Raw genomic sequence first — 17,519 nt, forward strand, 5'->3', positions numbered from 1 at the left:
GGATCGTCGAGGTCGGGCGCCTCCGTTAGGCCGCTTTCAGCGCATCTATAAATGTCCGCTGCAACAGGGTCGGACGAAAGCCCGCGCGGGTGGCGATGCCAATGTCGCGCAGCGACCCCGTCAGGGGCGGGCCCATGACCTTGAGCAAACCCGACGCCACATCGGCCGCGATCTGCTGGGCCGACAAAATAGCGGCGTGGTCACTGCGCGACAGCATTTCGCGCGCCGCCACCAGGGAAGAGCATTCCACAACCCGGCGCGGCGAAGGTAACCCTTTGGCGGCCATAAAGGTCTCGAAATTGCCGCGGCCGGGTGTGCCGGTCCGCGGCAGGATCCACGACAGGCCGCCCAATTGCTCGGGCGTCAGCTTGTCGGTCATGCTGTCGAAACCCGGTGCCATGGGGTGGTCGGCGCGCACCACGATCACGACCGGATCCGCGAATACCTTCTCCTGCGCGATATCCTTGTATGGCTCGGCGCGCAGGGCGCCGAGGATAAAGTCGATACGGCCGTGGGTCAGGGCGTTCAACTGCTCATCGTAGGGGCCGTCGACAATGGTCACCCGAGCATCCGGAAACCGCTTAAGGGTGGCCGTCATGGCGCGTGGCAGCCACTGCGAGCGGGCCAGCGGCAAGGCACCGACGCGCAGGCTGCCTTCGATAAAGCCCTGGATTTCGCGAATATCTTCATAGGCAAGGGCCAGTTCGCGAAAGCAGAGGTCGCCATGGCGGGCGAGAAGACGCGCCTCGGTCGTGGGTTCGACGCGCGCTCGGTCGCGTCGCCATAGGGATACGCCGCACAGGGTCTCCAGATCGCGGCCGGCGCGCTGGACGCTGGGTTGTGACAGGCCCAACCGCCGGGCGGCCGCGCTGAAACCGCCGGTCTCGATCACCGCCGACAGGGCGCGCAACTGCGACTCGACGACCAGGCGATGCAGGGGCGTACGCGTCCGGATGGCGGCCTCGCCGTCTTTCAGGTGGCCGGCCGCGGCGCGCAGGCGCTGGCACCAGGCTTCGCCGGCACGGGTCGGGATCATGCCGCGCGACGTGCGTTCGAACAGCGGCGTGCCGATATCGGCTTCGCATGCCGCAACGGCATCGGTCACAGCCGGCTGCGAAGCATGAATCCGTTCCGCCGCCTTGAGTGTGCTGCCGGCGTCATAGACCGCCAGGACGGCCCAAAGACGGCGGAAATGAAATTGGACCATGGGCCCTCCTATAGCCAAAACCTATAGCAGAGGACGGCAATTCAGGGAACCCCTGCGTGTCGATATGTGGAATATGGCGGACAGCTCTCATAGGGACTCGTCATGCCTGTCGTCATCACCGATATCCAACGCCCGTCCGCCGCCGCCTGCGCGACCTTGCAAAGCCACGGTGTGGCCACGGTTCACGAAGCTCAAGGGCGTGTCGGACTGATGAACGCCTATATGCGGCCGATCTATCGCCCCGCCATGATCGCCGGTCCGGCCGTCACGGTCGAGGTGGCGCCGGGCGACAACTGGATGATCCATGTCGCCGTCGAACAATGCCAGGCCGGTGACATCCTGGTCGTGACGCCGACCAGCGCATGCGAAGACGGCTATTTCGGCGACCTGCTGGCGACATCGTTGAAGGCGCGCGGCGTCAAGGGCCTGATCATCAATGCCGGGGTGCGCGATATCGCCACTCTGACCGAGATGGGCTTTCCGGTGTGGTCGAAGGCGGTCTATGCCCGCGGCTGCGTGCGCAATACGCTGGGCAATGTCAATGTCCCCGTCGTCTGCGCCGATGCCCTGGTCCATCCCGGCGATGTCATCGTCGCCGACGACGACGGTGTTTGCGTCGTGCCGCGCGACAAGGCGGACGAGATCGCGGCCAAGGCCGATGCCCGCGCCGCTTCCGAAGAAGCCCGCCGGGTCCGCTTCCAGAACGGTGAACTGGGGCTCGACATCTATGACATGCGCGAGACCCTGAAGAGTCGCGGCCTGACCTATATCGCCCAAAAGGACCTCTAAGGTGCCCTCACGCGCTATTCCCTGCAGCGTCTATCGCGGCGGCACGTCGAAGGGGCTCTATTTCCTCAAGGACGACCTGCCCGACGACACCGCCACGCGCGATGCCGTCCTGCTGGCGGCCATGGGCTCGCCGGACGCGCGTCAGATCGACGGCATGGGCGGCGCCCATCCGCTGACCTCAAAGGTCGCCATCGTATCGCGGTCCCAACGCGATGACGCCGATGTCGACTATCTCTTCCTGCAGATATTTCCCGACAAGGCGATCGTTACCGACCAACAGAATTGCGGCAACCTCCTGGCCGCCGTCGGGCCGTTCGCCATCGAACAGGGCCTGATGGCCACGACCGGCGCCGTCACCAGCGTTCGCATCCACATGGTCAACACCAAAAGCCTGGCCATCGCCCATATCCAGACACCGGGCGGCGTGGTCGAATATGACGGCAACGCGCGCATCGACGGTGTCCCGGGCACGGCGGCGCCGGTGCCAACCGATTTCCTCGACGTTGCCGGTTCGAGTTGCGGTGCCCTTCTGCCGACGGGCAATGCCCAGGATGTCATCCAGGGCGTGGCGGTCACCCTGATCGACAACGGCATGCCGGTCATCGTGGTCAGGGCCGCCGATCTCGGCCAGACCGGTTACGAAACGCCCGAGGTCATGGGACTGGATGCCGAATTAAAGGCCCGGGTCGAGGCCATCCGGCTCGAGGCCGGGCATCTGATGAACCTCGGCGACGTTACGGATAAGTCGGTGCCGAAGATTTCGCTGATCGCGCCGGCCCAGCATGGCGGTACGGTGGCGACGCGAACCTTTATCCCCCATCGTGTTCACGAGGCCATCGGTGTTTTCGGCGCCGTCTCGGTCGCCACGGCTTGCGTGCTGAAAGGTTCGGTCGCCAATGATCTGCTGGGCCTGGATGTGCAGGGGGCAACCGATCTCGAAATCGAGCACCCGACGGGCTTTTTTACGGTTTCCATGGATATCACGGGCGAAGGGAAAGCGCTGGTGATCCGGCGGTCGGCCCTGTTGCGGACGGCGCGTAAACTGATGACGGGCGAGGTCTTTGTGCCCGCCAAGGTGTGGCCGAAATGACCATTTCGACTGTCGCGCTCATCGGTTTTGGCGAAGTCGGCCAGGTGCTGGCCGCCGACCTTAAGGGCGTCACCGTCAAGGCCTTCGACCTGCACAAGGCCTCGCCCTGTGCGTCCGCTACCGAGGCGGTGAAAGACGCCGATCTGATCATTTCGGCTGTCACAGCGGCCCAAACCGTTGCAGCGGCCCAGTCCGTAACCACGGGCATGAAAGCCGGCGCCTGGTTCATGGACTTGAACTCGGCCTCGCCCGAGGCCAAGTTGGAAGCCTGCAAGACCATTACCGCCGCCACCGGCCGCTATGTCGAAGTGGCGGTCATGTCGCCGATCGAGCCGAAACGCCTGGCCTCGCCCATGCTGCTGGGCGGCCCCCACGCTGAAGGTTTCGCGCCGCTAATCCAGGCCCTGGGCTTCACTGGCGCTGAATTCTACTCCGAAATTTCCGGCAAGGCCTCGGCGACCAAGCTGTGCCGCAGCGTCATGATTAAGGGGTTGGAGGCGCTGATTTCAGAATCGCTGCTGTCAGCACGCTATTACGGCGTCGAGGATACGGTGCTGGCCTCGCTCAACAACCTGTTCCCGCATCCCGACTGGGAAGGTTATGCGCGCTACATGATCTCGCGCACCCTGGAACACGGCACGCGCCGCTCCGAAGAGATGCGTGAAGCGGCGAAGACCGTGGCTGAGGCCGGGCTGACGCCGTGGATGAGCGACGCCATCGCCGAGCGTCAAGCCTGGGCGCCCGACTATGCCGCCGCTCTCAAGGCCGATGGCCTGAAACCCATGCTGGACGCCATCAGGGCCCAAATAGAAAAAAAGCTAGAGGATAAGTCATGAGCCTGGATACGCCGCTCATTATCGATTGCCACGGTCACTATACGACCGCGCCGGCGCCGTTGACCAATTTCCGCGACGCCCAGGTGGCGCACTTCAAGGACCCACTGAAGCCGGCGCCGACCGGCGTGGTCGTGTCGGACGACGAGATCCGCGAGACCATCGAAATGAACCAGCTCAAACTGTTGAAAGAACGCGGCGCCGACATGACGATCTTTTCGCCGCGCGCCTCGGTCATGGGGCCGCATATCGGCGATGAGGATGTGTCGAAACGCTGGACGGTCGAGAGCAACAATATCATCAAGCGCGTCGTCGATCTGTTCCCCGACACCTTTATCGGCGTCTGCCAATTGCCGCAGTCACCGGGTGTCGGGTTGCAGGGTTCGATCGCCGAGCTGCAACGCTGCGTCGATATGGGCTTTGTCGGCTGCAACCTCAATCCCGACCCGTCCGGCGGCCATTTCTCGGCGCCGCCGCTCTACGACCGATACTGGTATCCCTTTTTTGAGAAGATGATCGAGCTCGATGTGCCGGCCATGGTCCATGTCTCGGGTTCGTGCAATCCGGCCTTCCACGCCACCGGCGCCTATTACATCAATGCCGACACGACCGCCTTCATGCAATTTATCGAAGGCGACCTGTTCAAGGACTTCCCCGACCTGCGCCTGATCATCCCACATGGCGGCGGCGCCGTACCCTATCATTGGGGGCGTTATCGCGGCCTGGCCGACATGCTGAAAAAGCCCAACCTGCGCGACCACGTCATGCGCAATGTCTATTTCGATACCTGCGTCTATCATCAGCCGGGTATCGACCTGTTGTTCAAGGTCATTGACAACAAGAACATCCTGTTCGGTTCGGAAATGGTCGGCGCCGTGCGCGGTATTGATCCGGAAACCGGCTTCTATTTCGACGATACGAAACGCTATGTCGACAATCTGGCGATTTCGGCCGAGGACAAGTACAATGTCTTCGAAGGCAATGCTCGCCGCGTCTATCCGCGTCTCGATGCGGCCCTGAAGGCGAGGGGGCTGTGATGGATACGGCTGTGTTCACGAAAGACGTCGACTGGCTGGACTGGTGCGCCAATCCGTCGAAGCCGACCTTCCAATTGCCCAAAGGCGCGGTTGACGCCCACTGTCACGTCTTCGGGCCCGGCGATCAGTTCCCCTTCGCCCCGGAGCGCAAATATACGCCGTGCGACGCGTCCGCATCCCAACTGTTCGCCCTGCGTGATTTCCTCGGGTTTTCCCGCAATGTCATTGTCCAGGCGACCTGTCACGGCGCCGACAACCGCGCCCTGGTCGACGCCTTGCAACGTTCTGACGGCAAGGCGCGCGGCGTCGCCACGGTCAAGCGCTCGGTGGCGGACGAAGAACTGTACAGCCTGCATGCCGCCGGCGTGCGCGGCGTGCGCTTCAACTTCGTCAAACGCCTGGTCGACGCCCTGCCATTCGATAGCCTGGCCGCAATCGCCGAGCGCGTCGCCAGGCTTGGCTGGCACATCGTCATCTATTTCGAGGCCGAGGATTTGAAAGAGTATTTCAACTTCTTCACCTCCCTGCCGACGACGGTTGTGGTCGACCATATGGGCCGGCCGGATGTCGCGAAGGACGCCTTCGGGCCGGACTTCGACCTGTTCGTCAAACTGCTGGAATACGACAATTTCTGGTGCAAGACGACGTGTCCGGAGCGCCTGACCAAGTCGGGGCCGCCGTATGACGACGTTGAGCCGTTCGCCAAACGCATCGTCGAAGCCTTCCCGGGCCGCGTGATCTGGGGCACCGACTGGCCGCACCCCAATCTCAAATCGCACATGCCTGACGACGGCCATCTGGTCGACTTCATCCCAAAGATTGCGATAACGGAAAGCCTGCAAAAGAAGCTGCTGGTCGATAATCCCATGCGGCTCTACTGGCCGGAGGAAATCTGATGGTGAAGTCACGTCCCTATGACGATGTCCCCGGCACGACCGTGTTCGACGAGCGCATGTCGCGCCAGGGCTATCATCTCAACCAGTTTTGCATGTCGCTGATGAAGCCGGAAAACCGCGCGCGCTTCAAGGCCGACAACCGGGCCTATCTCGACGCCTGGAAGATGAGCGAAGCGCAAAAGCAGGCGGTGATCGACCGCGATTACAACAGGATGCTGAGCCTGGGCGGCAATATCTATTTTCTCGCCAAGATATTTTCGTCCGACGGCTTAAGCTTCCAATATGCCGCCTCGACCATGACCGGCGTCAGCGAGGCCGAATATCTGGCCATGATGATCGCCGGCGGCCGCTCTCCTGACGGCAATCGCTACAAACACGAATGGGAGAAGAAGTAATGGCCCGGATTACCGCCGGCGTTGCCACGTCGCACGTCCCTGCTGTCGGGCGCGCCATCGACACCGGTCAGACCCAGACGGACTATTGGAAACCGATGTTCGACGGCTTCGATTTTTCCAAAAAATGGGAAGAATCGGAAAAGCCGGACGTCGTCTTCCTGGTCTATAACGACCACGCCACGGCCTTTTCACTCGACTTCATCCCGACCTTCGCCATCGGCGTAGCCGAAGACTATGCCGTTGCCGACGAAGGCTTTGGCCCGCGGCCGGTGCCGGCTGTTGAAGGCCATGCGGACCTCGCCTGGCATATCGCGGCGTCGGTCATCGAGCAGGACTTCGACCTGACCATCGTCAACAGGATGGATGTCGATCACGGCCTGACCGTGCCCTTGTCGCTGATGTTCGGTCAGCCGGAGGCCTGGCCGTGCAAGGTCATCCCGTTCGCGGTCAATGTCGTGCAATATCCGGTGCCGTCGGGCCGGCGCTGTTACAATCTCGGTAAGGCGATCCGCAAGGCCATCGACAGTTTCGACGAAGATCTCAATGTCCAGATCTGGGGCACGGGCGGCATGAGCCATCAGCTGCAAGGGCCGCGCGCCGGCCTGATCAATCAACCCTGGGACAAGGCTTTTCTCTCGGACATGGTCGACAACGTCCAACGCCTGGTGGCCATTCCGCCGGAAGAGTATATCCGCGAAGCCGGTAGCGAAGGCATCGAGCTCGTCATGTGGCTGATCATGCGCGGCGCGCTGGATGACACGGTCACCGAATTGCACCGGCACTACCATGTGCCGGCCTCCAACACGGCCATCGGCCATATCATTCTGAAAAACGGGAAATAACATGAAAGTAGCCCTTGCCGGCGCCGGCGCCTTTGGCATCAAGCATCTCGACGGTATCAAAAATATAGACGGCGTTGAGGTCATTGCCCTGATCGGCCGCACCCTGGAACCGACCCAGGAGGTTGCCGCCAAATACGATATTCCGCACGTCTTCACCGATCTCGATGAGGCGCTTAAGCTGGACGAGATCGACGCCGTTATTCTGTGCACCCCGACCCAATTGCATGCCGCCCAGGCGATCGCCTGCATGAAGGCCGGCAAGCATGTCCAGGTCGAGATCCCGCTGGCCGATTCCTGGGAAGAGGCCGAAGCCGTCATGAAGTTGCAGCAGGAGACAGGCCTGGTCTGTATGGTCGGCCATACCCGCCGCTTCAACCCGTCGCATCAGCTGGTCCATAACCGCATTACGGCGGGCGAGCTCAGCATCCAGCAGATGGATGTCCAGACCTATTTCTTCCGCCGCAAGAATATGAATGCGCTGGGGCAGCCGCGCTCGTGGACCGACCATCTGTTGTGGCATCATGCCGCCCACACGGTCGACCTGTTCGCCTATCAAACCCAATCCAAAATCGTCAAGGCCAACGCCGTCGAAGGCCCCATCCATCCGGAACTCGGCATCGCCATGGATATGTCGATCCAATTGAAGGCGGAAAACGGCGCCATCTGCACCCTCAGTTTGTCGTTCAACAATGACGGCCCGCTGGGCACCTTCTTCCGCTATATCTGCGATAACGCCACCTATATCGCCCGCTATGACGACCTGTTCACCGGCAAGGAAGAACAGGTCGATGTCAGTCAGGTGGCGGTATCAATGAACGGTATCGAGCTTCAGGACCGTGAATTCTTTGCCGCTATCCGTGAAGGCCGCGAACCCAATGCGTCGGTTGCCCAGGTACTGCCATGCTATAAGGTCTTGCACGATCTGGAACAACAACTTCAGGCCTAGGCCATGACGCGCCGATTAGCGGAGAAGAGGGCCATGCCGGCCCATCAGGTCCGGCCCGGCGGGTTGAGCGCAACGGCGATGTCGATCAAACCCTGGACAGAGGGTGACAAGGCCGATCCGCGCCGCCAGGCAATGACCGCTTCGGTCACCGGCAAGTTTTCCGACACGCGGTGGGCCTCGATCTTGTCGCCGTCGAGCGACCACGGCCGGTAAACCAGGTCGGGCATGATGGCGATGGCATGACGGATAGCGACCAGGCTGCGCGCCGCCTCGACCGAATCCGTCTTGAAAATGGCGGGGAGGGTGGTGTTGAGCGTGCGATGGATGCTGAGCAAGGCGTCGGACAGTTCATCGCTGGCCAGGATGATGTGCTTCTCGTGGGCCAGGTCGCGCAAGGACAGCAAATCCTTGCTGCCGGCCGGGTGACCGATTGGCAGCCAGACGCGATAATGCGACATGCTGACCAATTCGGTGCGCAATGACGACGGCCGTAAATCCGGCTGCAACACCATCAGGGCCACGTCGATTTCTCCACCGACCAGCATATGTTCCAGGTGATTGCTCGATTCCTCCAGCAACACGACCTCGATGCCGGGAAATTCGCGGCCATAGTCGGCCAGAAGGCGCGGTAGCAGGTAGCCGGCGATCAGCCGCGTGACGCCTAACACGATGCGGCCGGTATCGGATTTCTCGCTGCGACGGAGGAATTCGCGGGCGTCGCTGACATCGGCGAGGATACGGTGGCAATGGCGCAGAAATTGCTGCCCTTTCAGCGTCAAATGGACACCGCGGGCGTGGCGCTCGAACAGCTTGCAATCGAGGTCGATTTCGAGATCGCGCAGGGCTTCGGTCACCGTCGATTGCGATATCGCCAGGGACTGCGCCGCCAGCGATACCGAGCCGCAGCGCGCCACCGCTTCGAAATAACGCACCTGTCGCAGGGAAAAGCTCATGTAACCGAGCTAAGCCCAAAGAACCTTACAGGTCAATCGGTTACGCCTTTCCGCTATCGCCCGACAGGCGCTGAACCAGCAGAACCGGGATCAGGGTAAAGATAATCACCGCGCTGACCACGACATTGACCTCGGGCAGGCTTTGGCCGAGGCGTATCGAACCCAAGACCCACAAGGGCAGAGTGGTCTGTGTGCCGGCGGTAAAAGTGGTGACGATGACCTCGTCGAACGACAGGGCAAAGGCCAGCAGGGCCGCCGCGGCGATGGCCGAACCGACGAGCGGCAGGGTGATGCGGACAAAGGTATAGAAGCCGTCGCCGCCCAGATCGGCCGAGGCCTCGCTGAACGACTGCGGCAGGCGCGCCAACCGTCCGATGACCGTATTATAGACGATCGGCGTGCAGAAGGTGGCATGGGCGATGACCAGGGTCCAGAAGCTCAAATGCATGCCCATAAAGGCGAAGAACGAGCTCATGGCCATGCCGGTGATGATGCCGGGGAGGGCGATCGGCAGGGTCAAAAAGAAGACGGCGCTGTCGCGGCCGAAGAATTTGAAAGCATGGATGGCAAAGGCGGCCAGGCAGCCCAGCAGGGTGGCGATTACGGTCGCCAGACACGCCACCTGGACCGAAATGCCGGCGCTTTCCCGCACCTGCGGGTCATTCATGGCCTGATGCAGCCATTTCAGCGACCAGGCCTGAATCGGGAAGGTCTGGACGTTGGAAGCGCTGAAGGCATAGGTGATGACGAGGATGATCGGCGCCAGAAGGAAGGCGATGACCAGGAGGGAGGCCAGGATGACGCCTGCCCGTCCCCACAACACGGAAGGATAGGCATTCATGTCGATGCCTCCTTGTCGAGGACGCGCGTCGCCCACAGGTACAAACCCATGACCACCAGGGGCACGACGGCCAGTGCCGCAGCAAACGGGATATCGTTGGCGACGCCGACGGTCTTGTAGATGACATTGCCAATGAAGTCGGAGCTCGGGCCGCCGACCAGGATCGGCGTGACATAGTCGCCCAAGGTCAGCGAAAAGGTGAAGATCGAACCGGCGATCATGCCGGGCGCCGCCAGCGGCAGAACAATCCGGCGTAAGGTCGTGAAACCGTGGCCGCCGAGGTCGGCCGAGGCCTCCAGCAGGTTACGTGGCACCTTTTCCAGCGCTGTAGCGATCGGCAGGATCATAAAGGGCAGCCACAGATAGGTGAAGGTCAGGGTCATCGCCCAGTTCGAATAGCCGATGCCGTTTTCGCCCAACCCCAGTGATCCCATCAGCCAATTAAGGATACCGTCATGCGACAGGATCAGCCGCCAGGCATAGACCCGCGCCAGATAGCTCGACCACAGCGGAATCAGCACGCACACGCCCAGTACGGCGCGCATTTTCGGCCCGGCCATGACACCCATCCAATAGGCGACCGGAAAGGCCAGCAGAATGTCGAACACCGTCACGGTGGCGGCTATGCCGATCGTGCGCAGAATAACGGTATGATAGATCGGCGTTTCCCACAGGCTGCGGAAATTGTGCAGGCTGAAGCCCGGTGTCAGCGCGCCGGTCATGGCATCGACGCTCCAGAAGGCGGCTATGATCAACACACCCAGCGGGATCAGGTAGAACAGCAGGAACCATAGCGACGGCGGCAGACCGAGCAGGCCCAGGCGCAGTCCCGGCAACCGCCACAGCAGAGTGGACAGGCTGCGCAACGGGCCGGGTTTATGCAGGGTGAGGGCGGCTGTCTGGGTCATGTCGGTTGCGAAAGTGGCCCCACGCTTGGTGGCGTGGGGCCCGTTCCGTTATCAGCCTTTCACTTCCAGCCAACGCTTTTGCCATTCGGCATAGTCGAGACAGGTGTCCTGACCGTTGCCGCATTGGGTCTGCGGTGTCTTCCAGAAATGGATCTGGTTGAAATACTCCGCCGGCGCGTCGCCATGATATTGCTTGCAGGTGCCGGGACCGCCCTGCTTGTCCATCTCGGCGCAAGCCAGCTTGTTGACCGGGGTCTCGCCGAAATAGATCGCCTGTTGCGCCTGGACGGCCGGGGTCGATACCCAGTTGATCCATTTATAGGCACAGTTCTGGTGCGCCGACTTGGCCGAAATCATCCAGGTATCGGCCCACCCGGTAGCGCCTTCGCTGGGTATCGTGTCCTCGACCGGCACCGGCGGCTTGTTGGCCTTCAAGGTGTTGGTCTGGTACGGCCATGCCGCGCCGATCACAGCGTCGCCATTGGCAAATAGCGAGATTTCATCCGAGGCGAGCGCCCAATACTTCTTGATCAGCGGCTTTTGCGTCTTCAACAGGGCGACGACCGCGTCCATCTGGGCGGCGTTGAGCTCATACGGATCAGTGATACCCAGTTCCGGCTTGGTCTTGCTGAGATAAAGCGCGGCGTCGGCGATCTGGATGGCATTGTCGGGCACGGTGACCTTGCCCTTATATTGCGGATCGTAGATAGCCGCCCACGAAGTCGGCGCCGTCTTCACCGCCTTGGTGTTGTAAAGCAGGGTATTGGGGCCCCATTCATAGGTGATGCCGTAATGGACGCCATCGACCGTGTTGAAATTGGGCGACTGCAAACTTTCGGTGAAGTTGGGATAGTCGGCGATCAGGGCGGTATTGACCGGCAGCACGTTCTTGCCGGCGATGAGCCGCAGAGTGGCGTCGCCCGAGGCCGAAACGACGTCATACTGACCGTCATTCTGCCGCATCAGGGCGACCATTTCGTCGGACGAGCCGGCATATTTGCGCGTCACCTTACATCCAGAGGCGGCTTCGAACGGCTTGACCCAATCGTCCTGGGCGTAGCCTTCCCACGACACGATGCTTAAAGCGCCTTCGCCGACGCCAATCTCGGTCGGTAGTTTCGGTCCGGCGGCTTCCGGCGTCGCCGGTTTTTGGCAGGCGGCCAAGGCCAGGGAAAGGCAGGCGAGGCTGGCGGCAACTCTCAACGTGGTGTTACGCATGGTTTGGCTCCTCAGACGGGTTAAAGGGGGTGAACGCTATCGGGACTGTAACCGACCCAGACCATCTGGCCGGGGGAAAACCGCGGCTGGCTTTGACTGGCGCGGGCATTGAGGTCGAGTGCGGTAATGCTGTCGCCGCCCTCGGTCTGGATCAGGTAACGCGTCATCATGCCGACATAGACGACATCGGTGATCTCGCCGGTCATCATGTCGAGTGACTGGCTTTGCGGCGAGGTGTCGTAGAGTTTCAGCTTTTCCGGCCGCACCATAAAGGTCTTGCCATTGCGTGTCAGGATATTGGACAGGCCGACGAACCGCGCGACATAGGCGTTGACCGGGCGCTCATAAACGTCGGCCGGCGTGCCGATCTGGGCGATATCGCCCTGCTCGAACACGGCGATGCGGTCGCTCATGGTCAGGGCTTCTTCCTGGTCATGGGTGACATAGACGAAGGTGATGCCGAGATCGCGGTGGATCTTCTTGAGCTCGATCTGCATTTCGTGACGCAGTTTGAGATCGAGCGCACCCAGGGGTTCATCCAGCAGCAGGACATCGGGGCGATTGACGACGGCGCGTGCCAGTGCCACGCGTTGCCTTTGCCCGCCCGACAACTGCGCCGGCTTGCGCGTCATGAAATCGGTCAGCCGCACCATCTCAAGCGCGTCGTGCGTGCGCTTCTTGATGTCGGCCTCGGGCAGTTTCTGCGTCCGCAGGCCATAGGCGACGTTTTCGAAGAGGCTCATATGCGGGAACAGGGCATAGTCCTGGAATACCGTATTAACGTTACGCTCATAGGGCGGCTTGTCGGCGACGTTTTCCCCATTGATCTCGACGCGGCCATCGTCCGGCCGCTCAAAACCGGAAATCAACCGCAAGGTCGTCGTCTTGCCCGAGCCCGAGGGTCCCAGCAGGGTGAAGAATTCGCCGCGCCGGATCGTCAGGTTCAGCTTCTTCAGCGCCGTGAAGCTGCCATAGGTCTTCACCACGTCGACCAAATTGATGATGGGGCTCGCCTCGGCCATCAGCCCAGCCTGACCATGACATGGCGCGCCACCGTGTAGTCTTCCAAAGCGTAGAGACTGAGATCCTTGCCGTAGCCCGAGCGCTTCAGCCCACCGTGCGGCATCTCATTGGTCAGCAGGAAGTGGGTGTTGATCCAGGTGCAGCCGTAGCGCAACTGTGCCGCCACGCCCATGGCCTTCGCCGTGTCGCCCGACCATACCGACGACGCCAGGCCGTAATCGCTGTCATTGGCGTAGTCGATCGCCTGGGCGGTATCGTCGAAACGCGTCACTGACACGACCGGCCCGAAGACCTCCTTTTGCACGATCTCATCGTTCTGCAGGGCGCCGGCAATGACAGTCGGCTCGTAGAAGAAGCCGGAACCCGGGACCGAATGGCCGCCGGTCGTCACCTCGATATGCGACGATTCCCGGGCGCGTTCCACAAACGAGGCGACGCGCGCCTGCTGGCGGCCGGAAATCAACGGCCCGATCTCGTTATCGCCGTCATCGGCCTGGTTAAACTTGAGCGTGCCCACGGCCGACGACAATTCGGCGACCAACTTGTCGTAAATACCCTTCTGCGCATAGATGCGGCACGCCGCTGTGCAGTCCTGGCCGGCATTGTAGTAGCCGAAGGTCCTGAGGCCGTCGACGACCTCCGCCAGGTTGGCGTCGTCGAAGACCACGACCGGCGCCTTGCCGCCCAATTCGAGATGCGTGCGCTTGATCGACTTCTGTGCCACCGAAAGAACCTTGCGTCCCGTAGCAATGTCGCCGGTCAGCGAGATCATGTCGACCAAGGGATGGTCGATCAACGCCTGGCCCACCGTATGGCCACGCCCGACCACGACATTGCACACGCCTTCGGGCAGCACTTCGGCCAGGATGCGCGCCAGCTTCAGCGTGGTCAGCGGCGTCTGTTCCGACGGCTTGATGATGACCGTGTTGCCGCCGGCCAGGGCCGGGGCCAGCTTCCACGCCGCCATCATCAGCGGATAGTTCCACGGCGCGATCGAGGCGACGACACCGACCGCATCGCGGCGGATCATCGAGGTATAGCCGGCGAGATATTCGCCGGCGATCAAGCCGGGCATGCAGCGCACAGCGCCGGCAAAGAATCGGAAACAGTCGACGACCGCCGGGATCTCGTCGCGCAGCACGACATGATAGGGTTTGCCGCAATTACGTGCCTCAAGACGGGCAAAGTCCTCGCCATCGGCCTCGATCTTGTCGGCGATTTTCAGCAGGTAGCCCGAACGTTCGGCCGGGGTAGTGCGCGACCAGCCATTGAAAGCGGCGCGCGCGGCCTTGGCGGCGCGGTCGACCTGGTCGAGGCTGGCTTCTTCGAGATCGAGGATCAGGGCGCCGTTGCGTGGATCGATCACGCCTTCCGGCTCGCCGCGGCCGGTCTCGAAACTGGAACCGATAAGCATGTCGATATTCATCATCGTCTCCACCTGCCGCAGTCGACGCAGGGAAACGCAATAATGGTAAATTGAACAGCCAGTTAATTCAGAATGCGCTTATCGGAAATTCCGATATTATGAGGATTGGTGTGGGCAATGTGGGATGTATCGCCCATCTTACTGTCGTAAAAGCAAGTTATATATTTGATATTTAACGATTAAAATAATCGTTCTGTGAAATGGCGTCTGGATCGATAATTTCGATTAAACACCAGATTTCGGTCTTTAAACCGACAACCTTCGTTCGACCGGCTCATTCGGAGTGTCGGTTTTTGCCGAAAGAGCACCAGTCCACTCCGAATGCCGACAGCGCTCGCCGCCATCGGCTTTTTTGGGCAATATAAGGCATAAAAATCAAAGGTCAGGATAATCTGACACAATTGCAGCCGAAGTCAGACCTCGGCTGCCAGGAACGGATAGCGGTAATCGATCGGCGGATTGAAGGTCTCTTTGACGGTTCGCGGCGACACCCAGCGCATCAGGTTCCACATCGAACCGGCCTTGTCGTTGGTGCCAGAAGCCCGCGCGCCTCCGAAGGGCTGTTGACCGACGACCGCGCCGGTCGGCTTGTCATTGATATAGAAATTGCCGGCGGCGTTGCGCAAGCCGTCGCTGGCCGCCGTGACCGCCTTGCGGTCATTGGCAAACACCGAACCAGTCAGGCCGTAGGCGGAGGTATCATCGATGCGGGCGATCATGCCGGCATAGTCATCATCGTCATAAATATGGGCGCTGACCAACGGCCCAAAGAATTCGTCGCGCAGGAAGCGGCTGTTCAGGTCCTCGACTTCGAGGAGGGTAGGGCGGACGAAGAAACCGGTCGTGTCGTCGCAGTCGCCGCCGGCCACCACGCGAACGCCGGGCGCTGTCCTGGCCTCGGCAATGGCGCCACTCAATCGTTTATAGGCACGGCCGTCGATAACGGCGCCCATGAAATTCGAGAAGTCAGCGACATCGCCGACCTTGATCGTCGCCATGTCGTCAGACAGCCGCGCCTTGACGGCCGGCCACAGGCTCTTCGGCACAAACACACGTGACGCCGCCGAACACTTCTGGCCCTGATATTCGAATGCGCCGCGCAGGATGGCCACCGCCAGGGCATCGGCCGGAGCCGAGGCATGGGCCAGGACGAAGTTCTTGCCGCCGGTCTCGCCGACGACACGGGGATAGCTGCGGTAAGAACCGCCGGCAACCTTGCGCAAGATTCCGTTGAACACCTCGGTCGAGCCAGTGAAGTGCACACCGGCCAGGCGTTCATGACCCAGCACGATATCGGAGACCTCCGCCGGGTCACCATAGACCAGGTTGATCACGCCGTCGGGCAAGCCGGCAGCCTGCAGCAGGTCCATGATCAGATGCGCAGACAGCTTGGCGCCGGCCGACGGCTTCCACACGACCGTATTGCCCATCAGGGCCGGAGCCGACGGCAGATTGCCGGCGATGGCAGTGAAGTTGAACGGCGACACGGCGTAGACGAAACCGTCGAGCGGGCGGTAGTCGACGCGGTTCCACACGCCCGGCGACGACAACGGCTGGTCACCATAGATGCGCAGCATGAATTCGACATTGAAGCGCCAGAAGTCGATCAGCTCGGCGGCCGAATCGATCTCCGCTTGGTGTGCCGTCTTGGACTGGCCCAGCATGGTCGCGGCATTGAGTTTGGCCCGCCATGGCCCGGCCAGCAGGTCGGCGGCACGCAAAAAGACGGTGGCGCGTTCCTCCCACGGCGTCCGGCCCCAATCGTGGGCGGCGGCCAAGGCGGCATCGATCGCCTGGTGCACCTCGGCGGGTCCGCATAGGTGCGCGTTGCCCAAAACATGTTGATGATCATGCGGCGACACAGCCGCTTCCAGCTTACCCGTGCGCACCCCCTTGCCGCCGATAAACGACGGCATGTCGGAAAGCGTGCCGCCCAGATCTGCCAGGGCATTGCGCAGGGCCACGCGTTCCGGCGACCCCGGCGCATAGTCGCGCACCGGCTCATTGACGATCTCCGGCAGTTTCTGCAGGGCAAACCCGCCGATCACAGCAAGCGTCCGCGCAACCACGCCGCAGCGTCATTGAACGCCTGGTCGGCGAGAGGGGAAATCGACACGGCTTCGAGGAAGCTGTGCGAGGCGCCGGCATAGACAATAGCTTCGGCCGGAACCTGCGCCGCCTGCAAACGGTCGCGCAGGATTAGGCTCTGGCTGTGCAGCACGTCGCATTGTGGCACGCACAAAAAGACTGGCGGCAGGTTATGCAGATCGGCGTTCAACGGCGTCGCCAGCGGATTGCGTGCATCGTCCGGCCTCGTGAGATAATGCACCCAGAACTGGTTCATCTCTTCCGTCGTCAGCATATAGGCGTCGCCGCCGAAGCGCGTCGTATCCTCGGCTACCAGCTGGGTATCGAAGGCGCCATAATTGAGCACTAGGCCGGACAAGATCGCGCCTTCACCGGCATCGCGCAGGCTGAGCGCCGTCGCCAGGGACAGATTGGCGCCGGCCGAGTCGCCGCCGATCGCGAGATGGCGACCATCGATGCCGTAATCGCCGGCGTTGTCGCGGACATGGTGGACAGCGGCGATGATTTCTTCCAGGGCGACCGGAAAGCGGGCCTCCGGCGATAGCGAATAATCGATGCCGATAACACACACCTGGGCACGCGCCGCATATTCGCGCATGATGCGGTCGTGGGTGTCGAGGCTGAACATCACCCAGCCGCCGCCATGGACATAGATCAGGGCGGGCTTGGGGCTATCCGGGTTGGGATCGTACAACCGGATACGCACCGGGCCGTGTTGCGACGGGACGGCATAATTCTCCGTCCTGACCATGACCGGGCCGCCCTTGACCCAGGGCTCGCGGACCTTTTCGGCGACTATGCGCGATTCGACATGCGTCGGCGTCGTGCCGTTGCGATGCGTGGCATAGGCTTCGTTGGTGAGGCGGATGAACGAGCGGATCGTCGGATCGAGATCGTCGCCGGGCTTGTTCAGGGTGCTTTCAGGGATCACGGACGCCTCACCTTATCGTATTGGCCCCTACTGTAATCGCCTGCCGCTTACCCTGCCGCCAGGTTCGGACCACATATCGTCTTGATTGGGCCAGTG

Annotated in this window: 17 protein-coding genes; 8 read left to right on the plus strand and 9 right to left on the minus strand. The window is 61.6% G+C overall.

The window, feature by feature from the left end:
- Positions 1 to 25 precede the first annotated feature (25 nt).
- Positions 26 to 1,207, minus strand: coding sequence for a LysR family transcriptional regulator (locus tag AC1DX3_RS23895; protein ID WP_476991869.1), 1,182 nt, complete (start codon positions 1,205 to 1,207; stop codon positions 26 to 28).
- A 102-nt stretch (positions 1,208 to 1,309) separates the two neighbouring features.
- Here AC1DX3_RS23895 and AC1DX3_RS23900 point away from each other — a divergent pair, with 102 nt between their 5' ends.
- From AC1DX3_RS23900 to AC1DX3_RS23935, 8 genes are read left to right on the plus strand one after another with little or no spacing between them, the layout of a single operon-like run.
- Positions 1,310 to 1,996 (plus strand): 4-carboxy-4-hydroxy-2-oxoadipate aldolase/oxaloacetate decarboxylase, encoded by a 687-nt coding sequence (locus tag AC1DX3_RS23900; protein WP_476991870.1) that lies wholly within the window; start codon positions 1,310 to 1,312, stop codon positions 1,994 to 1,996.
- Position 1,997: 1 nt separating this feature from the next.
- On the plus strand, positions 1,998 to 3,086 hold the full coding sequence (locus AC1DX3_RS23905; protein ID WP_476991871.1) for a 4-oxalomesaconate tautomerase: 1,089 nt from the start codon (positions 1,998 to 2,000) through the stop codon (positions 3,084 to 3,086).
- The gene (locus tag AC1DX3_RS23910; RefSeq protein WP_476991872.1) at positions 3,083 to 3,922 is read left to right on the plus strand and encodes an NAD(P)-dependent oxidoreductase; all 840 of its coding nucleotides are present in this window, start codon (positions 3,083 to 3,085) and stop codon (positions 3,920 to 3,922) included. The genes AC1DX3_RS23905 and AC1DX3_RS23910 overlap by 4 nt, the downstream gene beginning before the upstream one ends.
- The gene (locus tag AC1DX3_RS23915) at positions 3,919 to 4,956 is read left to right on the plus strand and encodes an amidohydrolase family protein (protein ID WP_476991873.1); all 1,038 of its coding nucleotides are present in this window, start codon (positions 3,919 to 3,921) and stop codon (positions 4,954 to 4,956) included. Before AC1DX3_RS23910 ends, AC1DX3_RS23915 begins: the two co-directional genes overlap by 4 nt.
- The gene (locus tag AC1DX3_RS23920) at positions 4,956 to 5,852 is read left to right on the plus strand and encodes an amidohydrolase family protein (RefSeq protein WP_476991874.1); all 897 of its coding nucleotides are present in this window, start codon (positions 4,956 to 4,958) and stop codon (positions 5,850 to 5,852) included. The genes AC1DX3_RS23915 and AC1DX3_RS23920 overlap by 1 nt, the downstream gene beginning before the upstream one ends.
- A complete protein-coding gene (gene ligA, locus AC1DX3_RS23925; RefSeq protein WP_476991875.1) occupies positions 5,852 to 6,247 on the plus strand; it encodes a protocatechuate 4,5-dioxygenase subunit alpha in 396 nt (131 codons plus the stop codon). Before AC1DX3_RS23920 ends, ligA begins: the two co-directional genes overlap by 1 nt.
- Positions 6,247 to 7,089 carry a class III extradiol dioxygenase subunit beta gene (locus AC1DX3_RS23930; RefSeq protein ID WP_476991876.1) on the plus strand — a complete coding sequence of 281 codons (843 nt, stop codon included), beginning with the start codon at positions 6,247 to 6,249 and terminating at the stop codon, positions 7,087 to 7,089. Before ligA ends, AC1DX3_RS23930 begins: the two co-directional genes overlap by 1 nt.
- Before the next feature lies 1 nt (position 7,090).
- Complete coding sequence (locus AC1DX3_RS23935; RefSeq protein ID WP_476991877.1) at positions 7,091 to 8,035, plus strand: Gfo/Idh/MocA family oxidoreductase; 945 nt, start codon at positions 7,091 to 7,093, stop codon at positions 8,033 to 8,035.
- Between the two features lie 44 nt (positions 8,036 to 8,079).
- Here the strand turns inward: AC1DX3_RS23935 and AC1DX3_RS23940 are convergent, their stop codons facing one another.
- From AC1DX3_RS23940 to AC1DX3_RS23975, 8 genes are all read right to left on the minus strand, one after another.
- Positions 8,080 to 8,988 carry a LysR family transcriptional regulator gene (locus tag AC1DX3_RS23940; RefSeq protein ID WP_476991878.1) on the minus strand — a complete coding sequence of 303 codons (909 nt, stop codon included), beginning with the start codon at positions 8,986 to 8,988 and terminating at the stop codon, positions 8,080 to 8,082.
- A 40-nt stretch (positions 8,989 to 9,028) separates the two neighbouring features.
- Positions 9,029 to 9,829, minus strand: a complete 801-nt coding sequence (locus tag AC1DX3_RS23945; protein ID WP_476991879.1) for an ABC transporter permease — start codon at positions 9,827 to 9,829, stop codon at positions 9,029 to 9,031.
- The gene (locus AC1DX3_RS23950; protein WP_476991880.1) at positions 9,826 to 10,737 is read right to left on the minus strand and encodes an ABC transporter permease; all 912 of its coding nucleotides are present in this window, start codon (positions 10,735 to 10,737) and stop codon (positions 9,826 to 9,828) included. The genes AC1DX3_RS23945 and AC1DX3_RS23950 overlap by 4 nt, the downstream gene beginning before the upstream one ends.
- A gap of 51 nt (positions 10,738 to 10,788) precedes the next feature.
- Positions 10,789 to 11,955: an ABC transporter substrate-binding protein gene (locus AC1DX3_RS23955; protein ID WP_476991881.1), complete on the minus strand. Its 1,167-nt coding sequence runs from the start codon at positions 11,953 to 11,955 to the stop codon at positions 10,789 to 10,791.
- Positions 11,956 to 11,975: 20 nt separating this feature from the next.
- The gene (locus tag AC1DX3_RS23960; RefSeq protein WP_476991882.1) at positions 11,976 to 12,977 is read right to left on the minus strand and encodes an ABC transporter ATP-binding protein; all 1,002 of its coding nucleotides are present in this window, start codon (positions 12,975 to 12,977) and stop codon (positions 11,976 to 11,978) included.
- Positions 12,977 to 14,407, minus strand: coding sequence for a gamma-aminobutyraldehyde dehydrogenase (locus AC1DX3_RS23965; RefSeq protein WP_476991883.1), 1,431 nt, complete (start codon positions 14,405 to 14,407; stop codon positions 12,977 to 12,979). The genes AC1DX3_RS23960 and AC1DX3_RS23965 overlap by 1 nt, the downstream gene beginning before the upstream one ends.
- Positions 14,408 to 14,817: 410 nt before the next feature.
- Positions 14,818 to 16,452 carry an L-glutamate gamma-semialdehyde dehydrogenase gene (pruA, locus tag AC1DX3_RS23970; RefSeq protein ID WP_476991884.1) on the minus strand — a complete coding sequence of 545 codons (1,635 nt, stop codon included), beginning with the start codon at positions 16,450 to 16,452 and terminating at the stop codon, positions 14,818 to 14,820.
- Positions 16,449 to 17,423, minus strand: a complete 975-nt coding sequence (locus AC1DX3_RS23975; RefSeq protein ID WP_476991885.1) for an alpha/beta hydrolase fold domain-containing protein — start codon at positions 17,421 to 17,423, stop codon at positions 16,449 to 16,451. Before AC1DX3_RS23975 ends, pruA begins: the two co-directional genes overlap by 4 nt.
- Positions 17,424 to 17,519: the final 96 nt, after the last annotated feature.

Source organism: Asticcacaulis sp. P2_B1 (genome assembly GCF_056404915.1).

What these genes read in the sequence shown, in the direction of transcription:
- AC1DX3_RS23960 (WP_476991882.1), bottom strand. Translation starts at nt 12,977, where the DNA reads ATGGCCGAGGCGAGCCCCATCATCAATTTGGTCGACGTGGTGAAGACC.
- AC1DX3_RS23955 (WP_476991881.1), bottom strand. Translation starts at nt 11,955, where the DNA reads ATGCGTAACACCACGTTGAGAGTTGCCGCCAGCCTCGCCTGCCTTTCC.
- AC1DX3_RS23915 (WP_476991873.1), top strand. Translation starts at nt 3,919, where the DNA reads ATGAGCCTGGATACGCCGCTCATTATCGATTGCCACGGTCACTATACG.
- AC1DX3_RS23900 (WP_476991870.1), top strand. Translation starts at nt 1,310, where the DNA reads ATGCCTGTCGTCATCACCGATATCCAACGCCCGTCCGCCGCCGCCTGC.
- AC1DX3_RS23950 (WP_476991880.1), bottom strand. Translation starts at nt 10,737, where the DNA reads ATGACCCAGACAGCCGCCCTCACCCTGCATAAACCCGGCCCGTTGCGC.
- AC1DX3_RS23895 (WP_476991869.1), bottom strand. Translation starts at nt 1,207, where the DNA reads ATGGTCCAATTTCATTTCCGCCGTCTTTGGGCCGTCCTGGCGGTCTAT.
- AC1DX3_RS23940 (WP_476991878.1), bottom strand. Translation starts at nt 8,988, where the DNA reads ATGAGCTTTTCCCTGCGACAGGTGCGTTATTTCGAAGCGGTGGCGCGC.
- AC1DX3_RS23935 (WP_476991877.1), top strand. Translation starts at nt 7,091, where the DNA reads ATGAAAGTAGCCCTTGCCGGCGCCGGCGCCTTTGGCATCAAGCATCTC.
- AC1DX3_RS23910 (WP_476991872.1), top strand. Translation starts at nt 3,083, where the DNA reads ATGACCATTTCGACTGTCGCGCTCATCGGTTTTGGCGAAGTCGGCCAG.
- AC1DX3_RS23920 (WP_476991874.1), top strand. Translation starts at nt 4,956, where the DNA reads ATGGATACGGCTGTGTTCACGAAAGACGTCGACTGGCTGGACTGGTGC.
- ligA (WP_476991875.1), top strand. Translation starts at nt 5,852, where the DNA reads ATGGTGAAGTCACGTCCCTATGACGATGTCCCCGGCACGACCGTGTTC.
- AC1DX3_RS23965 (WP_476991883.1), bottom strand. Translation starts at nt 14,407, where the DNA reads ATGATGAATATCGACATGCTTATCGGTTCCAGTTTCGAGACCGGCCGC.
- AC1DX3_RS23930 (WP_476991876.1), top strand. Translation starts at nt 6,247, where the DNA reads ATGGCCCGGATTACCGCCGGCGTTGCCACGTCGCACGTCCCTGCTGTC.
- AC1DX3_RS23945 (WP_476991879.1), bottom strand. Translation starts at nt 9,829, where the DNA reads ATGAATGCCTATCCTTCCGTGTTGTGGGGACGGGCAGGCGTCATCCTG.